Source organism: uncultured Bifidobacterium sp., assembly GCF_963540075.1.
Taxonomy (GTDB): Bacteria; Actinomycetota; Actinomycetes; order Actinomycetales; family Bifidobacteriaceae; genus Bifidobacterium.
The window spans coordinates 15,164-30,648 of the sequence record NZ_CAUTOG010000018.1; the positions used below are offsets into that span (position 1 = coordinate 15,164).

The 15,485-nt window shown below is 62.9% G+C and carries 13 protein-coding genes and 1 tRNA gene; 5 read left to right on the forward strand and 9 right to left on the reverse strand.

Annotated features, from left to right (window positions below; all coding sequences use genetic code 11):
* Positions 1-55: 55 nt before the first annotated feature.
* Both RWX87_RS03585 and RWX87_RS03590 read right to left on the reverse strand, forming a co-directional pair.
* The gene (locus RWX87_RS03585) at positions 56-1,252 is read right to left on the reverse strand and encodes a glutamate--tRNA ligase family protein (RefSeq protein WP_314687029.1); all 1,197 of its coding nucleotides are present in this window, start codon (positions 1,250-1,252) and stop codon (positions 56-58) included.
* A 94-nt stretch (positions 1,253-1,346) separates the two neighbouring features.
* Positions 1,347-2,171 (reverse strand): DUF3152 domain-containing protein, encoded by an 825-nt coding sequence (locus RWX87_RS03590; protein WP_314687032.1) that lies wholly within the window; start codon positions 2,169-2,171, stop codon positions 1,347-1,349.
* 166 nt (positions 2,172-2,337) lie between these two features.
* Here RWX87_RS03590 and RWX87_RS03595 point away from each other — a divergent pair.
* From RWX87_RS03595 to RWX87_RS03605, 3 genes are all read left to right on the forward strand, one after another.
* Positions 2,338-2,411 (forward strand) — tRNA-Lys (locus tag RWX87_RS03595).
* Positions 2,412-2,722: 311 nt separating this feature from the next.
* Complete coding sequence (locus RWX87_RS03600) at positions 2,723-4,444, forward strand: aryl-sulfate sulfotransferase (RefSeq protein ID WP_314687034.1); 1,722 nt, start codon at positions 2,723-2,725, stop codon at positions 4,442-4,444.
* Between the two features lie 109 nt (positions 4,445-4,553).
* A complete protein-coding gene (locus tag RWX87_RS03605) occupies positions 4,554-5,561 on the forward strand; it encodes a glycerophosphodiester phosphodiesterase (RefSeq protein WP_314687036.1) in 1,008 nt (335 codons plus the stop codon).
* 86 nt (positions 5,562-5,647) lie between these two features.
* On the opposite strand, the gene rplI is transcribed toward RWX87_RS03605, so the two are convergent.
* From rplI to rpsF, 4 genes are all read right to left on the reverse strand, one after another.
* Positions 5,648-6,094, reverse strand: a complete 447-nt coding sequence (gene rplI, locus RWX87_RS03610) for a 50S ribosomal protein L9 (protein ID WP_314687039.1) — start codon at positions 6,092-6,094, stop codon at positions 5,648-5,650.
* A gap of 21 nt (positions 6,095-6,115) precedes the next feature.
* Positions 6,116-6,364 (reverse strand): 30S ribosomal protein S18, encoded by a 249-nt coding sequence (gene rpsR, locus RWX87_RS03615; RefSeq protein ID WP_314687040.1) that lies wholly within the window; start codon positions 6,362-6,364, stop codon positions 6,116-6,118.
* Positions 6,365-6,442: 78 nt separating this feature from the next.
* The gene (locus RWX87_RS03620) at positions 6,443-7,045 is read right to left on the reverse strand and encodes a single-stranded DNA-binding protein (protein WP_314687042.1); all 603 of its coding nucleotides are present in this window, start codon (positions 7,043-7,045) and stop codon (positions 6,443-6,445) included.
* A 131-nt stretch (positions 7,046-7,176) separates the two neighbouring features.
* Complete coding sequence (gene rpsF, locus RWX87_RS03625) at positions 7,177-7,473, reverse strand: 30S ribosomal protein S6 (protein ID WP_314687059.1); 297 nt, start codon at positions 7,471-7,473, stop codon at positions 7,177-7,179.
* 395 nt (positions 7,474-7,868) lie between these two features.
* On the opposite strand from rpsF, the gene RWX87_RS03630 reads away from it, so the two are divergent.
* Both RWX87_RS03630 and RWX87_RS03635 read left to right on the forward strand, forming a co-directional pair.
* On the forward strand, positions 7,869-8,882 hold the full coding sequence (locus RWX87_RS03630; protein ID WP_314687044.1) for a ribose-phosphate diphosphokinase: 1,014 nt from the start codon (positions 7,869-7,871) through the stop codon (positions 8,880-8,882).
* A 46-nt stretch (positions 8,883-8,928) separates the two neighbouring features.
* On the forward strand, positions 8,929-9,993 hold the full coding sequence (locus tag RWX87_RS03635) for a glycosyltransferase family 2 protein (RefSeq protein WP_314687046.1): 1,065 nt from the start codon (positions 8,929-8,931) through the stop codon (positions 9,991-9,993).
* Positions 9,994-10,002: 9 nt separating this feature from the next.
* Here RWX87_RS03635 and RWX87_RS03640 read toward each other — a convergent pair whose 3' ends face one another.
* Genes RWX87_RS03640 through RWX87_RS03650 form a run of 3 tightly spaced genes read right to left on the reverse strand, consistent with a single transcriptional unit; the run spans position 10,003 to position 15,424 of the window.
* A complete protein-coding gene (locus RWX87_RS03640) occupies positions 10,003-11,322 on the reverse strand; it encodes an ABC transporter ATP-binding protein (RefSeq protein ID WP_314687049.1) in 1,320 nt (439 codons plus the stop codon).
* The gene (locus RWX87_RS03645; RefSeq protein WP_314687051.1) at positions 11,322-12,164 is read right to left on the reverse strand and encodes an ABC transporter permease; all 843 of its coding nucleotides are present in this window, start codon (positions 12,162-12,164) and stop codon (positions 11,322-11,324) included. Before RWX87_RS03645 ends, RWX87_RS03640 begins: the two co-directional genes overlap by 1 nt.
* Before the next feature lie 14 nt (positions 12,165-12,178).
* Positions 12,179-15,424: a rhamnan synthesis F family protein gene (locus RWX87_RS03650; RefSeq protein ID WP_314687054.1), complete on the reverse strand. Its 3,246-nt coding sequence runs from the start codon at positions 15,422-15,424 to the stop codon at positions 12,179-12,181.
* Between the last annotated feature and the right edge of the window lie 61 nt (positions 15,425-15,485).

Genomic DNA, 15,485 nt, shown 5'->3' on the forward strand with positions numbered 1-15,485 from the left:
CGTCGCCGACGGTATCGTCCCCCTACCGCCCCGGCTTCTCCGGCGGCTCCGACGGCTAAAGACGTCGAAGAAAACCGATGGCATCCGTCGGAAGCCTCCTGTCGGAGACGTCACGGCGCAAACCGTCCCAGGAGAACAACTCCAGCGCCTCGTCCGGGGACAAGGGAACGGGCCCTGCGGAATTCCCCGCTTCCCGTGCGCAAGGACCCTTTCCGCCTCCCCGACCCCCGACAGGTCCATCCGCCGGCACGCGAATCCCCAGCAGCCAGGCGCAGTAGCCGATGACCTGCTCGGAGCGCACGCCGGCCGCGCGGATCGCCCCCATGTCCAGGGATCTTTCGCGTTTGGCCAGACGGCGACCGGAGGCTCCATCCAGCAGGGGCAGATGGGCATATCGGGGAGTCCATGGCGAGACGGCGCTGACGTGAAATCCTCCCCGCTTCCGCCGCACGTCCGATGGGGACGACGCCGATGAAGGCTCCCTCGAGGCGAGCACTCCCGATGCACCACGCTTCGTCCGGGCCCTCGCGAAACCGGCCGCCCTCAGAGATCCGCGCACGTAGGTCTGCAGAGCCGCCGACCGCAGGAGATCCCTTCCCCGCACCACGTCGTCCACGCCCATGTCGAGGTCATCGACGACGACCGCAAGCTGATAGGAGACCACTCCGTCCGCGCGCCGCATCACCGGGTCACCCAGGTCGCGTGGCAACAGGAAGCGCCGACGGCCGAACACCTCATCGTCCACGACGACCGAATCCCCGGGGTTCCCGGGCAGTGGCATGGCCAGACGCAGGGAATGCCGCTCACCGTCGCGCACCCGCCTGACGACGAGATCCGGATCCCCCTCCCCCAGACCTCGGCAGGTCCCCGGGTAGACGACGAAACCATCACCCTCCTGGGGGGCCGTGGCCGCCCGGATGTCGCCGCGCGAGCAGAAGCACGGATAGACGGCGGATGCGAGCCCGACCCCACGAGGCGCCGGCAGCGATTCCAGGGACCGCAGGGCCTCGACGTAGCGACCGGCGCGAGCGGACTGGTACACGGGCTCGCCGTCCCAGCCCAGCCCCAGCCAATGCAGGTCGTCCATCACCAGGCGGTCGCCATCGGGGATGGCACGGGCCCGGTCGAGGTCCTCGATCCGCAGCAGCAGCCGCCCTCCCCTGCTTCGGGCGGACAGCCAGGCAGCCAGCATGGCCATGACGTTGCCCGGATGCATCCGCCCGCTGGGAGTCGGCGCCAGACGCCCCGTCATCGAACCCGCCCTCGACTCCGCCGGAACGACCCGCACCGGGAAATCCCGGATAGGGGATTCACGGCACGCGCGCGATCATCCGAGCCCACGCCGCTCACGAGACCCATAGCTCGTCGTCCAGCGGCCACTCGTTGGGGATGCAGCCGCGCAGGCTCATGGACTGCTCCTGCATCAGAGGCGCCCGCGCCCCGGAGGCCGAGCACGTGGTCTCGTTGTCCCTGTGCCCCAGACGATGGCCGACCTCGTGGTTGATCACCATCGTGCGGTATCGGGACAGCGTGCCACCGGCCTTCAGCCAGGTGGACACCCCCGAGTCCCAGCGGCTGAGGTTGATGATGACGGAGTCGCCCACACGGCAGCTGTAGTCGGACGAGCAGTACGAGGAGAAGGACTTCATCGCGGTGGGGGCGGCGAGGTAGATCGTCATGGCGCATCCGGAGGAGGCCTGCGAGAAGGTGACGCCGGCCCGCGCCCATCCGCGGGTGTCGTTGAGGGTGCGGAAGACCGTGTCGGAGAACTGCGACGCGTCGCCCACATCGCCCCGGGTGGCGATGCAGTAGACGTAATGGTGCAGCTCCCTGCCGCTGGCCTTCGCCGTGGCCGCCGCTTTCGCCGCCAGCTCGGTTTTCTGGGTTGCGGTAAGCGCCGTCGCGGAGGACGAGGCGGAAGAGGACGGGGAGGATGCGGAGGATGAAGAGGAGGAGGACGATGACGAGGCCGAGGACGGATGCGTCGACACACCGGTTGAAGGCGATGCGGACGATGCCATGACCCGATTCCGCACGACCGCCGCCACGGACACGGCGGCCACCAACGCGATCACGGCCAGCAAGGCCAACGTTGCGGGGGCGAGGCCCGGACGACGCCGATCCCACAGCCAGGCGGCCAGACGGCTGCGCCTCGGTGCGTGTCCTGCCATGGGCACCCCTTTCGATGACGTTGACTCCATCCTCACACTAGCGTCCGGCGCACGGTGACGATGTCGTCCCGTCCAAGTCGACGGATCCGGCGACACACCGTCATCCCCAGGCTTGCATGGGGCGGGTCGGGGAGTATAGTGTCTCTTCGGCTTGGGAAAAGGCCATGCCCCTTTAGCTCAGTTGGTTAGAGCAGCTGACTCTTAATCAGCGTGTCCAGGGTTCGAATCCCTGAGGGGGCACCGGAGGAAGGCGCGGATCGCAGGATTCGCGCCTTCTCCATATGAGCGTCCGCCTCCGCCAGGCACCCCGTCGTCACGTCCGCGGGCATCCATGGATCTCGTCCGTCGCCTCCGACCCTTCGGGAGCCTCGAACATACGGCGTCATCTGAGTTCAGCGAACATTCAGAGTCCTCCAAGCGTTCACGGGTGATATTCCCACGACCTTGGCAGGTGGGATAACATCTCGCGTCATTCACCGTCACTACGCTTGTTTATGGATGTCCGTCGACTCGGAATCCACCGCCAGCCGCCAGATCAAGGGAGAGACGTCGTGAAGTCGCCATTCGGTCCGCAATCCGTTCTTCGCACACCGAAAGGCAGGAAATGGCTGATCGCCTCGGTGGCCGTGCTCGTGGTCGTCGGGCTCGTCGCGGGTCTGTGGAGCCCCGTGAGCACCGCCGTGGCCGCCAAGCGCGTCGAGCTGCTCAACGACCGCATCGCACGGATCTACACGAGCTCCTATCAGACGAAGGCCCAGAAGGACCTCGTCTCCGACCGCGACTCCAAGACCCATGACGAGGACTCCATCTACACCAGCGAGAACCCCTACGGCACGAGCACCTCCGGCCTGTACGTCTACTTCACCACGAAGCGCGCCGCCAAGGTCACCTACCGCGTCTCCACGACGAACACCGACTACCCCGACTACGCCGCGACCCCCAAGGGTGGCGACTCCTACTCCACGAAGCACGAGTTCCAGGCGGTGGGCCTGGTGCCAGGCGAGACGAACACGGTGACGCTCACCATCACCTACCGCAACGGCGAGAGCATCACCCGCACCATCACCCAGAAGAGCTCCGACAAGCTCGGCCCCGAGGAGAGCAGGCTCACCAGCACGAAGGCGAATTCAGGGCAGAACCTCGGCAACGGCCTGTATGCGATCCTCGGCAACGACAGCGACGAGCAGGACTACCTGTTCTACTACGACACCCACGGCGTGCTGCGCGCGGAGATCCCGATCCTCTACTACCGCGCCCACCGCCTGCTGTTCAGCAAGGGACTGATGTACTTCAGCGCGTCCACGCGCTACATCGTGGGCATGAACAGACTGGGCCGCATCGTCAAGTTCCTCTACACGGGCGACAACTACATCCTCCACCATGACTATGCGCTCGACTCGGACGGCAATCTCGTGGTGCTGGCGACGGACACCCGCAGAAAGACCATCCAGGACGCGATCATCAAGATCGACACGACGACGGGCAAGGTCACCCTTCTCGCCGACATGGCGAAGATCTACAAGTCCTATATGAACTCCACAGCCTTCGCCTCGATGAGCGGCAAGGCCACCAGCTCCAGTTCGAATTCGGACACGACGAACGACAAGAGCCGCCACTACAACGCCGACTCCACGCCGACGAAGAAGGACTGGCTGCATCTCAACACCATCCAGCTGCTGCCGGACGGCAGTGCCATCGTCAGCTCCCGCGAGACATCCACGGCCATCAAGCTCGACAACATCGAAAGCGACCCGACCATCGACTACATGATCGGCGAGAAGAGCTTCTGGAAGAACACGGACTACGCGAAGTACCTGCTCACGAAGATCGGCGACAGCTACGGGACCGGCGGCCAGCACACCATCACCTACGACCCGGACTCCAGCCTGCCGGATGGCCAGTACTACCTGTACATGTTCGACAACAACTACGGTCTAAGCAACACCAGACCCAACTACGACTGGAAGGCGCACAACGCCGACATCCAGACGAGCTACGCGACGGGGACGCACTCCAAGTACTACAAGTTCCTCGTCGACGAGAAGGCCAAGACCTACAAGCTCGTCAAGTCCTTCGACGTGCCCTTCTCCCCGATCGTCAGCAGCGTGCAGGAGCTGAGCAACGGCACCATACTCGTCGACTCCGGCACGAAGGGGATCATCGGCGTGTACGACACCGACGGCAACCTCATCAGCCAGTGGAAGATGACCGTGATCAAGAACATCATCTACCGCGTGTACCAGTACGACTTCAGCGGCTTCTACTTCGCGTAGGGCACCGATGGCTTCAGCTGAGTCCGGTCGGGGGCGTGGACGCGCCCCCGGCCGGTTCATGTCGCGGAATGCGTTCCGACATCACCGAAAGCGGCGCGATGAGTCCCGCGTGGCGATTCCCCTCGTGCCGGTGATCGTGACCCTTGCCGCCCTTGCCGTCGTATTGTCGGCGACGGCCGTCCGTCCCGCGGTCGCCGCCTCCTTCGGCGTCTCCCGCGTGCCGCTGCTTGTGGCCCACCGAGGCGGGGCCGAGACCGCCGCGGAAGGCTCGTTGCGCAGCTTCCTGGATTCCGCGAAGCAGGGCTTCCCTCTGGAGATGGACCTGCGCACCCTGGCGGACGGCAGGATCGCCATCTCTCATGACGCCACAACCGGGGAATCCACCGAGAACTCCTCGGACACGCATGTGAGCTCTCTGACGGCGTCGCAATGGCGAGGGATGTGCCTGACATGGGACGACACGTGGCGAGGGACCTGGAGCGGTCTGACTGATGGTCTGTGGACGGGTTCCTGGGCTTCAGAGGACTGCTGGCATCCGACCACTCTGGGAAGCGTTCTGGATGCGCTCGACGAGCGAGGCGAGGATCCGACCCTGGTCGTGGAGAACAAGCAGGACGAAGTCACCCTCACCCGGTTGGAGCGCATCCTCTCGACACGGGGACTCAAAGGCCGCACGCTGATCGAATCGCTGGACTTCGGCGAGATCGCCGCCGCCGAGAAAAGCGGATTTCGCACGATGTACGTCATGCACAAGGGTGAGAAGGTGGATGTGGATTCGATCGCCAAGGCGGGAACCGACGTCCTGGCGGTGAGTTCGTTCTATCCGACGTCGCTGCTCGCGCGCACCCGGAAGGCGGGGGTCTCGTTGTGGGTCTGGACGGTGGACCGCCCGTTCATGGCGCTGCGGTGGGCGCGGACGGGCGTCGACGGCATCATCACCGACCATCCGCGGGCGATGCGCATGATGCTGGCCATCGACTTCGCCGAACTGCACCATGCCGGCTGGGATCTTCTTCCCCTCGACGCCCTGAGTCTGCAGGCCGAGCCGACGATCACGCGGGCGGCGGGGAGAAAACGAGCGTCCCCCGCGCGCCTGATGGCGAACGGGGGACGCTAGAAATCCGGGAAGGCGCCGCAGCGGCGGCTCTCCGGACCCGACCCGTCGTCGGAAGCCAAGGGCTTCGGACGCCCGGAACGGAATCGCTACTCGGCGACGACCCTGATGGTAAAGGAGGCCGACACCTCGGGATGGAGGGCCACGGTGGCGGGGAACTCGCCGGTGGTCTTGATGGGGTCGACCTTGATGGACTTCGGGTCGACGGGGGCGCGATCCGCAAGGGACGCCGCGATGGCGTCGGCGGAGACGCCTCCGAACAGCTTGCCGGATTCGGAGACCTTGGCCGCGATCTCGACGGTGACGCCGTCGATGGCGGTTTTGGCAGCGAGGGCGTCCTGACGGGTGGCAATCGTCCTGGCGAGACGGGCGCGGTACATCGCCTCGATCTGGGCGGCGGCCCCCTTCGTCCACCGGAAGGCGAGGCCCTGCGGGATGAGGTAGTTGCGGGCGTAGCCCGGACGAACCTCGACGACGTCCCCGGAGTGTCCGAGATTGGCGACGGTCTTGGTGAGAATCACCTTGGTTTCAGCCATGTCCTGTTCCTTCCTCGCGACTCAGCGGCCCGACGTGGCGTAGGGCAGCAGAGCCATCTCTCGGGCGTTCTTGACGGCCCTGGAGATCTCGCGCTGCTCCTGGATGGTGACGCCCGTGATGCGGCGGGAGCGGATCTTTCCGCGCTCGGAGACGAACTTGCGCAGCAGCGCGACGTCCTTGTAGTCGATTTCGGTGATCTTCGCCGCCTTCAGCGGGTTCGGCTTCTTCTTGAAGGGCTTGACCGGAGGCTGTGGCCTTTTGCGTGACATGGGGAATTCTCCTTAGTGAGAATCGTATGAATGACTGTGTCTTGTGTATGTCTGGACGGTGGAACGCAGGGACGCGGGTCAGAACTCCGGGTCGTCGCCGGAGCCGCCGAAGTCGGAACCCGACCCGAAGGACGAGAACGACGAATCCTCGGAGGAGCTCGGCGAGGCCCAGGGGTCGCTGGCCGGGGCGGACGGGGCCGCCTGGGTCGGAGAAGCCGCCGGACGGGCCGCGTATCCCGCGCCACCCTGGTATCCGCCGTTGCCGCCCGCCGGCGAGAAGCCGCCGGACCGTCCCGAGCCGGCGAATCCCGATCCGGAGGACTGCCGATTGACCTGGGCGGTGGCGTAGCGCAGCGACGGGCCGATCTCATCGACCGTCAGCTCCACGACGGTGCGGTTCGACCCGTCCTTCGCCTGATACGAACGCTGGCTGAGACGTCCCTGGACGATGACGCGCGTCCCCTTCGACAGGCTCTGAGCGACGTGATCCGCCAGCCCGCGCCATGCGGAGCACCGCAGGAAGAGGGCCTGGCCGTCCTCCCACTGGTTCGTCTCGCGGTTGAAGGTCCGCGGGGTGGACGCGACGGTGAAGCTGGCGACGGAGACGCCGCTGGAGAGCGCACGGACCTCGGGGTCGCCTGTGAGGTTCCCCACGACGGTGATGACTGTTTCTCCTGCCATATGTCTCTTCCTCGTTCCTTGACGCTCTGCCGTTTCGACGATGGGCGGGGAACCTCGGTCACCAATCCATCGAAGCGCCCTGACGGCGACGACGGATGAGGATGGCGGGGACCCGCGACGGACAGGATGCCCTACTTGGCGTCCTTGCGAAGAATCTTGGTGCGGATCACGGATTCGTTGAGGTTCAGCAGTCGGTCGAGCTCGGCGCTGGTCGCGGGCTCCGCGGTGTAGTTGACCACCACGTAGTTGCCCTCGTTCTTGCCGGCGAGCTCGTAGGCGAACTTGCGACGGCCCCAGTAGTCGGTCTTGTCGACGGTGCCGCCCTCCTTGGCGACGATCTCGAGGTACTGCTCGGTCAGCTTCTTCAGACCGCGCTCATCGAGCTCCGGATTGGCGATGAACATGAGTTCATAGGTATGCGCAGACATCACCCACCTCCTTCGGACTTACGGCCGTGGGACCTCCACGGCAGGAGTGTGTTTGCATGGAATCCGCGCAGAACGCGGACAACCGCTCAATGGTACCTCCACGACGATTGTGGCGCAACACACTGCCCTGCACGCCGGGACCTCCCATCGTCCGGGACCGACCATCGCCGTTCCGGCAGGCGCCGAGGGACTGACATGCAACGGGGCGACGGACAGGGGCACGCAGACCCCGCGACGTGAGGACCTGGTGGGGACACGAGGAACCGGAGGAAGGCTCGGTACGGCCGCCCGTCTATATTCGCATGGGGGACGCCGCGAGCGTCGTCCACACCGCACCATGATGGGCGGCGGACGGGAGTACCGCGGCCCGCGGAACGGACGGTCAGGAGGACGGAATGTCGGCGATTCTCGAGGGACGACCGGGCAAGAGGCTCTGTCTGGTGAGCGGTCGGGCCTATCCGGCGCAGGCCGAGCAGACCGCCGCGAACCTGGGCGTGAAGCTCGTGAGGACCACCGCCTATGACTTCGCCAACGGCGAGCTGTACGTGCGCTTCGCCGAACCGGTGCGTGGCGCCGACGTGTTCGTCATCCAGGCGCATACGAGCCCGATCAACACGTGGGTGATGGAGCAGCTGCTCATGGTCGACGCGCTCAGACGGGCCTCGGCGCGCTCGATCACGGTGGTCGCTCCCTTCCTCGCCTATTCGCGGCAGGACAAGAAGCATCAGGGCCGCGAGCCCATCACCGCCCGACTCATGTTCGACCTCTTCCGGACGGCGGGGGCCGACCGGATCATGACGGTCGACCTGCATGCCTCGCAGGAGCAGGGCTTCTTCGACGGTCCTGTTGACCATCTCACGGCCATGCCCGTGCTGCTCGACTACGTGCGCTCGACGATGGACCTGTCCGACGCGACGATGGTCTCCCCCGACGGCGGCCGCATCAAGGTCTCGGAGCAGTGGGCGGCCAAGCTGGGGGGACTGCCCCTGGCCTTCATCCATAAGACGCGCGACATCACCCGCCCGAACCATGCCACCGCGCATGGCATCGTCGGGAACGTGCGAGGCAGGGACTGCATCGTCGTGGACGACATGATCGACACGGCGGGCACGATCTGCGAGGCCGTACGCACGCTGAACGAGGCGGGCGCACGCAGCGTGACGCTTGTCGCCACCCACGGTCTGCTGTCGGGACCGGCCGTGGAGCGTCTGCGGAACATCGACGTCCGCGAGATCATCCTCATGGACACCGTCCCCGTTCCGCCCGAGAAGCGTCTGCCCAACATGACCGTGCTCTCCGTGGCCCCCCTGCTGGCGGCGGGCGTGCGCTCGGTGTTCGAATACGGATCCGTCACCGGTCTGCTCGATGGGCTGCCGAAGGATCTGAGACCTCGGAGCATCTATGCGTGAGGGCACGGCGGGCTCCCCCCATGGACGGTCACGAAGGGCTCCCGGGGTGGTCACCGTGCCATGGGCGAACCCCGCGCGGGGTTCGCAGAGAGGCGGGGGCGATGCCCTGGTCTCCGTCATCGTCCCCGTGTATGACGCGGAGGACCATCTGTCGTACTGTCTGGATTCGCTGACGGGGCAGAGCCATAGGCGGCTGGAGATCATTCTCGTCGACGACGGCTCCACGGACTCCTCCGGGCGGATCTGCGACTCCTACGCCGCATCCGACGATCGGATTTCGGTCATCCACCGGGCCAACGGCGGGATCGGATCCGCCCAGAACGCCGGTCTTGACGCCTCACACGGCGACTTCATCGCCTTCTGCGACAACGACGACATCCTGGACAGGCGCAACATCGAGCTGCTCCTCCATGCCCTGACGTCCACCGGGGCATCGATGAGCAAGGCGAGATGGCGTCAGTTCGGGCTCTCGCGACGGGCCGATATCGCCCGGCTCGCGGCCGAGGGCGCGGAACCGCCACGCGGCGTCACCGTCTTCGCCGATCCTCTGCGCGCCTACCAGACGGTGTTCTGCAAAAGCCTGCGGATGGTCGGGCAGAGAATGGGCCGGCATACGGAGGCGCGCTACCTGAACGAGGCGAACTGGTGCCGTCTCTACCGTCGGGAGGTCTGGGAGGGCATCCGCTTCCCCGAACACGCCTACGCGCAGGACGTCATGGTCGCCGGGCGCCTCTATGAGCGGATGGATGCGGTGGCCGACGTGGACCTCGTCCTCTACCACTGGCTGCAGTCCCCGGCGTCGGTGACGCACGCGGAGCGCAGCTTCGGCTTCTACCACGACAACGTGATGGCCGGCATCGCCAATTTCCGGCTGGCCCTACGCCACGGCATCACGCCCATGCGCAGCTACTACACGATGGTCGGTGCGCTCGGGGAGGAGGCGAGGGCCGCCGCTGCGGACAACATGCGCGTCCTCTCGTCGGATCGCTCTGACATCCACGATCTGATCGCGGGCCTCCGCAGCCGGCAGCGATTCAGCTGCTCCATGCATCGTTGGATTCGTCTCGCGGAGAAGGTCGTCTACGACAAGCGAATCAAGACGCTTCGTTAGCGGTGACTGTCATCCGACTTCAGAGGCATCGTTCTCCACGACATGGATGTATTCCTTCGAGAAGGGAAGCACGTCACTCGACAGCAACGCGTAGGCGGATGACTCGTCCTCGTTGCGCACCGAGAACAGGCACGCATTGCGGTCGTTGGTGAAGGCGATCATCTTGGTCTCGTGCGGGTCATTGGGATCATCCTCGCGCAACGAGACGATCACCCGGAAGTCGGTGCTGGTGAAAGGCGTCAGAGGAACGGAGAAACGCACGCGGCGTCTTCCGCTCTCCGTCATCCTTATTGATCCGGAATCATAGGAGATTCCTCCACGCTTGATATCCGTGAAGGAGAATGCCAGATAGAAGGGGATATCCTCGTCAAAACGGTAGTCAACGTCGAAAACGATATGATCCTTCGCCGCAGCGACTCCGTCTCCTACGACGGTCGCCTTGAGAAGCGGACAACGCGCATTGAGCCCGGTGGGATACTCGTGCGCGGAGGAGGCGTTCCGCGATTCGTCCGTCTTGGGGGCGAGGGACTTGAGGTTCTCCACGGTGTATCGATCCGCGGCCTCGTTCTTGTCTCCGGCGACGACGATCCGACCATCCTTGATGAGGATGGCCTTATTGCAGTATTTCTTGACGGAATCCATGGAATGGGTGACGAGAATGACCGTCTTGGAAGGGTCCTTCTTGATCTCCGAGAAGAAGTCGTTGCACTTGCGTTGAAAGGCCTCGTCTCCGACGGCGAGCACTTCGTCCAGGACGAGAATGTCCCCCTGGGCCTTGATGGCGACGGAGAAGGCGAGACGAACCTGCATCCCGGAGGAATAGTTCTTGAGCTTCTGGTCCATGAATTCACCAAGCTCGGCGAACTCGACGATATCGTCATACATGCCGGCTATCTCGTCCCGGCTGAACCCGAGCAGGGCACCGTTGAGATAGACGTTCTCGCGGCCGGTAAGTTCCGGGTTGAAGCCAACGCCCAATTCGATGAACGGCACCAGCTTGCCGTTGATGCACACCGTTCCCTCGTTCGGGGCGTATATTCCCGAGATGATCTTGAGAAGAGTTGATTTTCCGGAGCCGTTGCGGCCGACGATTCCGAAGAAGTCCCCTCGGTGCACGTCGAATGAGATATCGCGCAGCACCTCCTGGATCCGGTAGCCCTTGACTCCTCTGGTCCAATTGATGAAGGCCTGCTTGAGGCCGGTCGCCTGTTCGGTGGGAAGACGGAATGCCTTGGCGACGTCGGTCACCCGCAGGGCGATGTCGTCCGGGAGACCGTGGGAGGAACGTTCCACTTTTTCGGATGTGGGGGTAATGGTTGTCGTGCTCATCACATGATCTCCGCGAATTTTCTGCTGTGCTTTTCGAAGATACCAACTCCCAGCGCAAGCACCGCCAGGACGATTGCCACGGGAATGGTCTTGATCCACCACGTGTTGACGTAGTTCCACGTGGTGGGAGTCGTCTGCGGCGCGATCAGCGCCCACCTCACATCCTGTATCGACTGGGCCACAGGGTCGATGAGGATGAACTTGGCGAACGCAGGAGAGACCTGTGCGGCCATGGAGAGCGGGTAGATGATGGGGACTCCATAGAACAAGGCCTGCATGACCACTTCCCAGATATGCTGGATGTCCCGGAAGTAGACGTTGAGCGTGGCCAGCACCAGGGCGATTCCCACGGCGAGGGCGTACAGCTCGATGACGCCGAATGGCGCAAGCAGCACTCGCCAAGTGAATTCGACACGCGAGAACAGGCAGAAGACGATGACGACGACAAGATTGATCGCGAGGGAGATCATGGAGTTCATGGTCGCCGCGACGACGATGATGTAATTGGGGAAGTGGATCTTTCTGAGCAAATCACCATGACCGACGACGGACTGCATGCCCATCGTCGTGGCCTCGGCGAAGAAGTTCCACAGGGTGATGCCAAGAAGCAGCACCAGAGGGAAGTGGGGGGTGCCGTCCGTGAATTTGAGGAAACGCACGAATACCACGTACATGACCGCGAAAAGCATCAGGGGCTTGATGACCGACCACGCCACGCCAAGGAAGGACCCTTGGTAACGAAGCTTGAAATCGGTTCTGACCAGCTCCCGTAGCACGACGGAGGAATAGGTCCGTCGATGAGGTGCGGGCACACCTGGAACGGTCTTGTCCTCAACATTCATGGAGCGAGATTGCGTCATCTGCTTCTTCTCCGTCTCTGACCGTCCAACCAGACGTTGAACGAGGCCTTGGCACGCCTTATGACATTAATCAGATACCACGAAGACCGGTACACGGAGTCTTCGATGGGGTCGGGCAAGGGCTGAATCACATGATGAGTGAACCACTGCAACAATAAATGGGCATGCCGATGAATCCAACGCCACGGATGGCGTGAAGGACTCCCGATCTGCATGCTCAGCGCCCCTGCCGTCTGCAGCAGGGTTTCGCCGGCGCGGTCAGGCCCAAGGGCCTTCAGAAGGACGTCCGTCGTATGGAGGGCGGAATCAATCTCTATCCGAGCGTAGCGATCGGAAACCACCCACGCCGGATAGTAACCGCGGGACTGGGCAACATAGCCATTGGCGCGCTCGATGGCATGGGAGACGGAACCATCCCCTCCCATCTCCCCTTCCGGGAGAAAATCCTCGTATTTCCACGGATATTCGAACAGCGGACGCAGAGCGTCGACCCTGAACCAGTAGCAGGAGCCGATGGCGCTCATGGTCGCCTTCGCAGGGTCAAGAGGGACATGGATATTCAGACGGTTCTCCAGGAGATCGCGGGTGATGTCATAATCAGGTCCCCAATCGCTGGGACGCGTATGCGCGAAATACAAGGCATGGAAAGGCGGCGGGGGCGACACCTGACCCAGACGGGGGTTGTCCGCGAACAATCCGAGGATGTTCCTCACATAGTTCCGTGAGCCGAGCGTGTTTTCGAGAAGCTTGTAGGCGAATCCCCGGGTCTCGGTGCCATGATGCCCGGTGTCCTGGTTCTGTCCCGATTTCTTGTCATGGGCGAAGCCGATGACGTCATATCGTCCGGATAGAACGACGTCACGAGCGGCGATGAGCAGCGCGGAGACGTCACGCCCTCTGTTGACCACCGTGATGAAGGTGACGCGATGCTTCAGGCCTTCGTCCCGGAGCCTGTTGCGAATGGCATCGACCTTCTCCGGATTGGTGGTGACGTAGATATCCGTTTTCTCGGGGATGACACGGATGTACCGGATGGTGTCATCAAGCAGATCCAAGAAAAAGACATGGAAGATGAAGGCGCTTCGTGGAATCTGAGCCGAGACGGGATTGAGCGCCCTCGTCGGCAGCACGTAGTCCAGATGCATCGCCTTGCGAATGTCTTCGACGTTGTAGGACTGAACAAGCGCATCCCAGATGAGATCCACGTCATAGATGGAATGGTCATGCAGATAGCGGTAAAGATCCATGGCCCCCTGGCCGGCGGTCTGGTCGAAGACGAATTCGTACTCGACGAAGAACACTCGTCTCTTGAAAACCGGACAACGGGCGTCGCGCACCATCTCGAGCGGCATATAGAGCAGCGGATACGAGGACTGGTCAGCATAGGCGCGCCAGTCGACGTAGGAGTCCCAGGTGAATCCCAGATCCTCGAAATGCTTGGTGAACGTCATCTCGTGTTTGCGGGTCGCCTGGGCATAGTCATGGAACACCGGCATGTTCTGCCAGTAGCTCTGGAACTCCGAAGAGGAGACGAGCGACCGTCTGTAGGCATGCCAATACGACTGAATATGCGTAGGGATATCCTCGCCGTTGACGGTTTCACCGGCATACGCCGTGATCCCCCAGAAATCGACGGGTCGTCGATCCATTGTCCGGAACATTTCGGCAAAGGGGTAGACGGGGCCGAGGCACGTGTCATTGAGACAGATGACCTCGTCGTACTCGGTGAGCCGGCTCCATCCGATTCGGAGCATCGTCTCCTGATAGGCGGCTATATCCAGTCCGATATTCTCCCGCACAATGATGGTATCGGTGTAATGACCGAACATCTCCCGGGACTCGTCATCCAGAAGCCCGTTGACGACGACCACGAGCCTGCTGACGTTTCTCATGAGGTCGTCAAGAAGGCGGGGAATGAAACGAGCCGCATGCCCCTGTCGATCGTAGAAGCAGAAGATGGCCAGCCGCTTCGCCGTCTCGGTGTCGATGCGACGACCATCCGTAGGGACATCCCCCCCGCCCGCCGTCGTCAGAAGGCCATCGGCCTTGCGACGACGATCGTCAGCGGATGCGCGCTGCCGTGGATTGTCCACTCCCGGGTATCCTCCCAGAACGACCATGTCACGGATTCTGCGCAGTCTCCAGAGTTCGTCCTTCTGACCAGGCGCGGTTTCGTTTTCCCGAAGCCCGGTCGCTCTGTCGATAATCAGTCGGTTGAGCTCTGACTCGACCACCAGAGACCCCCATGCCCGAGCGAAGGCCAGCGCGGCCTGCTCCTCCTCGTCAGGATTAACGCGAAGCACCATTTCGGTGGAGATATGACGGGGGATCTCCGTCGACAGCCACTGGTCGGCCTCCTTGACGGATGCGGTGTCGAGAGAGCTCGCATAGTCATGAATGCAGTCATAGACCCCACGCATGGATTGCACATGGGCTTCGAAGGTCCCGAGCTCCATTCTTTGGGCACCTGTGACCCCGCGACCCCAGTGGTACCGAAGCAGCCGATCACTCATCAGCATCAGAGGCTGACTGGTCTGGGATAGCAGCACAAGGAATTCGAAGGCGTCCTCCATGCGTCCAAGTCGAACATCACCCATCACGTCGAACGCACGCCGGGCAAGCTCACGGGGAATCATCATGCTGATGACGGTCCACATCAGCATGCGCCGGTCAGAATTCGAATAGGTCTGCCGTATGGCATCGTCCGAATCGAGGAGGCCGTCCTCTACGCAGAAATCCTTCTCCAATCTATCGGCCTCGTCCTCCGGCGCCCCCTCCTCGGGAATAATGGTGCGGCTGAAGTAGGCGAGTTCCACCCTCGAATTCTGCGTTACAGCGTCGTGAAGCGTCCGCAGCGCATGCGACTCCAACTCATCGTCGGCATCAACGAAAACGATCCATCGACCAGAGGCTGATTCCACACCCCGTTTCCTTGCAAGATGCGTTCCCATATTCATCGGCTGATGAAGGATTCGGATGCGCCGGTCAGATTCGGAATACCGTTCAATGACAGACGCCGTATCATCGGTGCTGCCGTCATCGACGATGATCACTTCAAAATCTTCGAAGGTCTGAGCCAACAGGCTGTCGAGACACTGGCTCACATAGGCGCCCATGTTATACGCAGCAACCACAAGCGAAAACTCCGGCATTCCATGTTGTTGTTCTGCGGTTATCACTGTTTCTGGCATGATTGGTGAATTCCTCTGTGCTCCCGTACGTGCACCCCCGACGGCTTGCATTCCGTCCGTCTAGTCGTTGGGGTCGGTGATGATGCGCCTGTCGGCCACGTCCCGCAGATGC

Bases quoted from the DNA above. Each gene is read 5' to 3' on its own strand.
- RWX87_RS03590 (WP_314687032.1), bottom strand. From the start codon at position 2,171: ATGGCAGGACACGCACCGAGGCGCAGCCGTCTGGCCGCCTGGCTGTGG.
- rpsF (WP_314687059.1), bottom strand. From the start codon at position 7,473: ATGTCTGCGCATACCTATGAACTCATGTTCATCGCCAATCCGGAGCTC.
- rpsR (WP_314687040.1), bottom strand. From the start codon at position 6,364: ATGTCACGCAAAAGGCCACAGCCTCCGGTCAAGCCCTTCAAGAAGAAG.
- rplI (WP_314687039.1), bottom strand. From the start codon at position 6,094: ATGGCTGAAACCAAGGTGATTCTCACCAAGACCGTCGCCAATCTCGGA.
- RWX87_RS03585 (WP_314687029.1), bottom strand. From the start codon at position 1,252: ATGACGGGGCGTCTGGCGCCGACTCCCAGCGGGCGGATGCATCCGGGC.
- RWX87_RS03620 (WP_314687042.1), bottom strand. From the start codon at position 7,045: ATGGCAGGAGAAACAGTCATCACCGTCGTGGGGAACCTCACAGGCGAC.
- RWX87_RS03630 (WP_314687044.1), top strand. From the start codon at position 7,869: ATGTCGGCGATTCTCGAGGGACGACCGGGCAAGAGGCTCTGTCTGGTG.
- RWX87_RS03650 (WP_314687054.1), bottom strand. From the start codon at position 15,424: ATGCAAGCCGTCGGGGGTGCACGTACGGGAGCACAGAGGAATTCACCA.
- RWX87_RS03645 (WP_314687051.1), bottom strand. From the start codon at position 12,164: ATGAATGTTGAGGACAAGACCGTTCCAGGTGTGCCCGCACCTCATCGA.
- RWX87_RS03640 (WP_314687049.1), bottom strand. From the start codon at position 11,322: ATGAGCACGACAACCATTACCCCCACATCCGAAAAAGTGGAACGTTCC.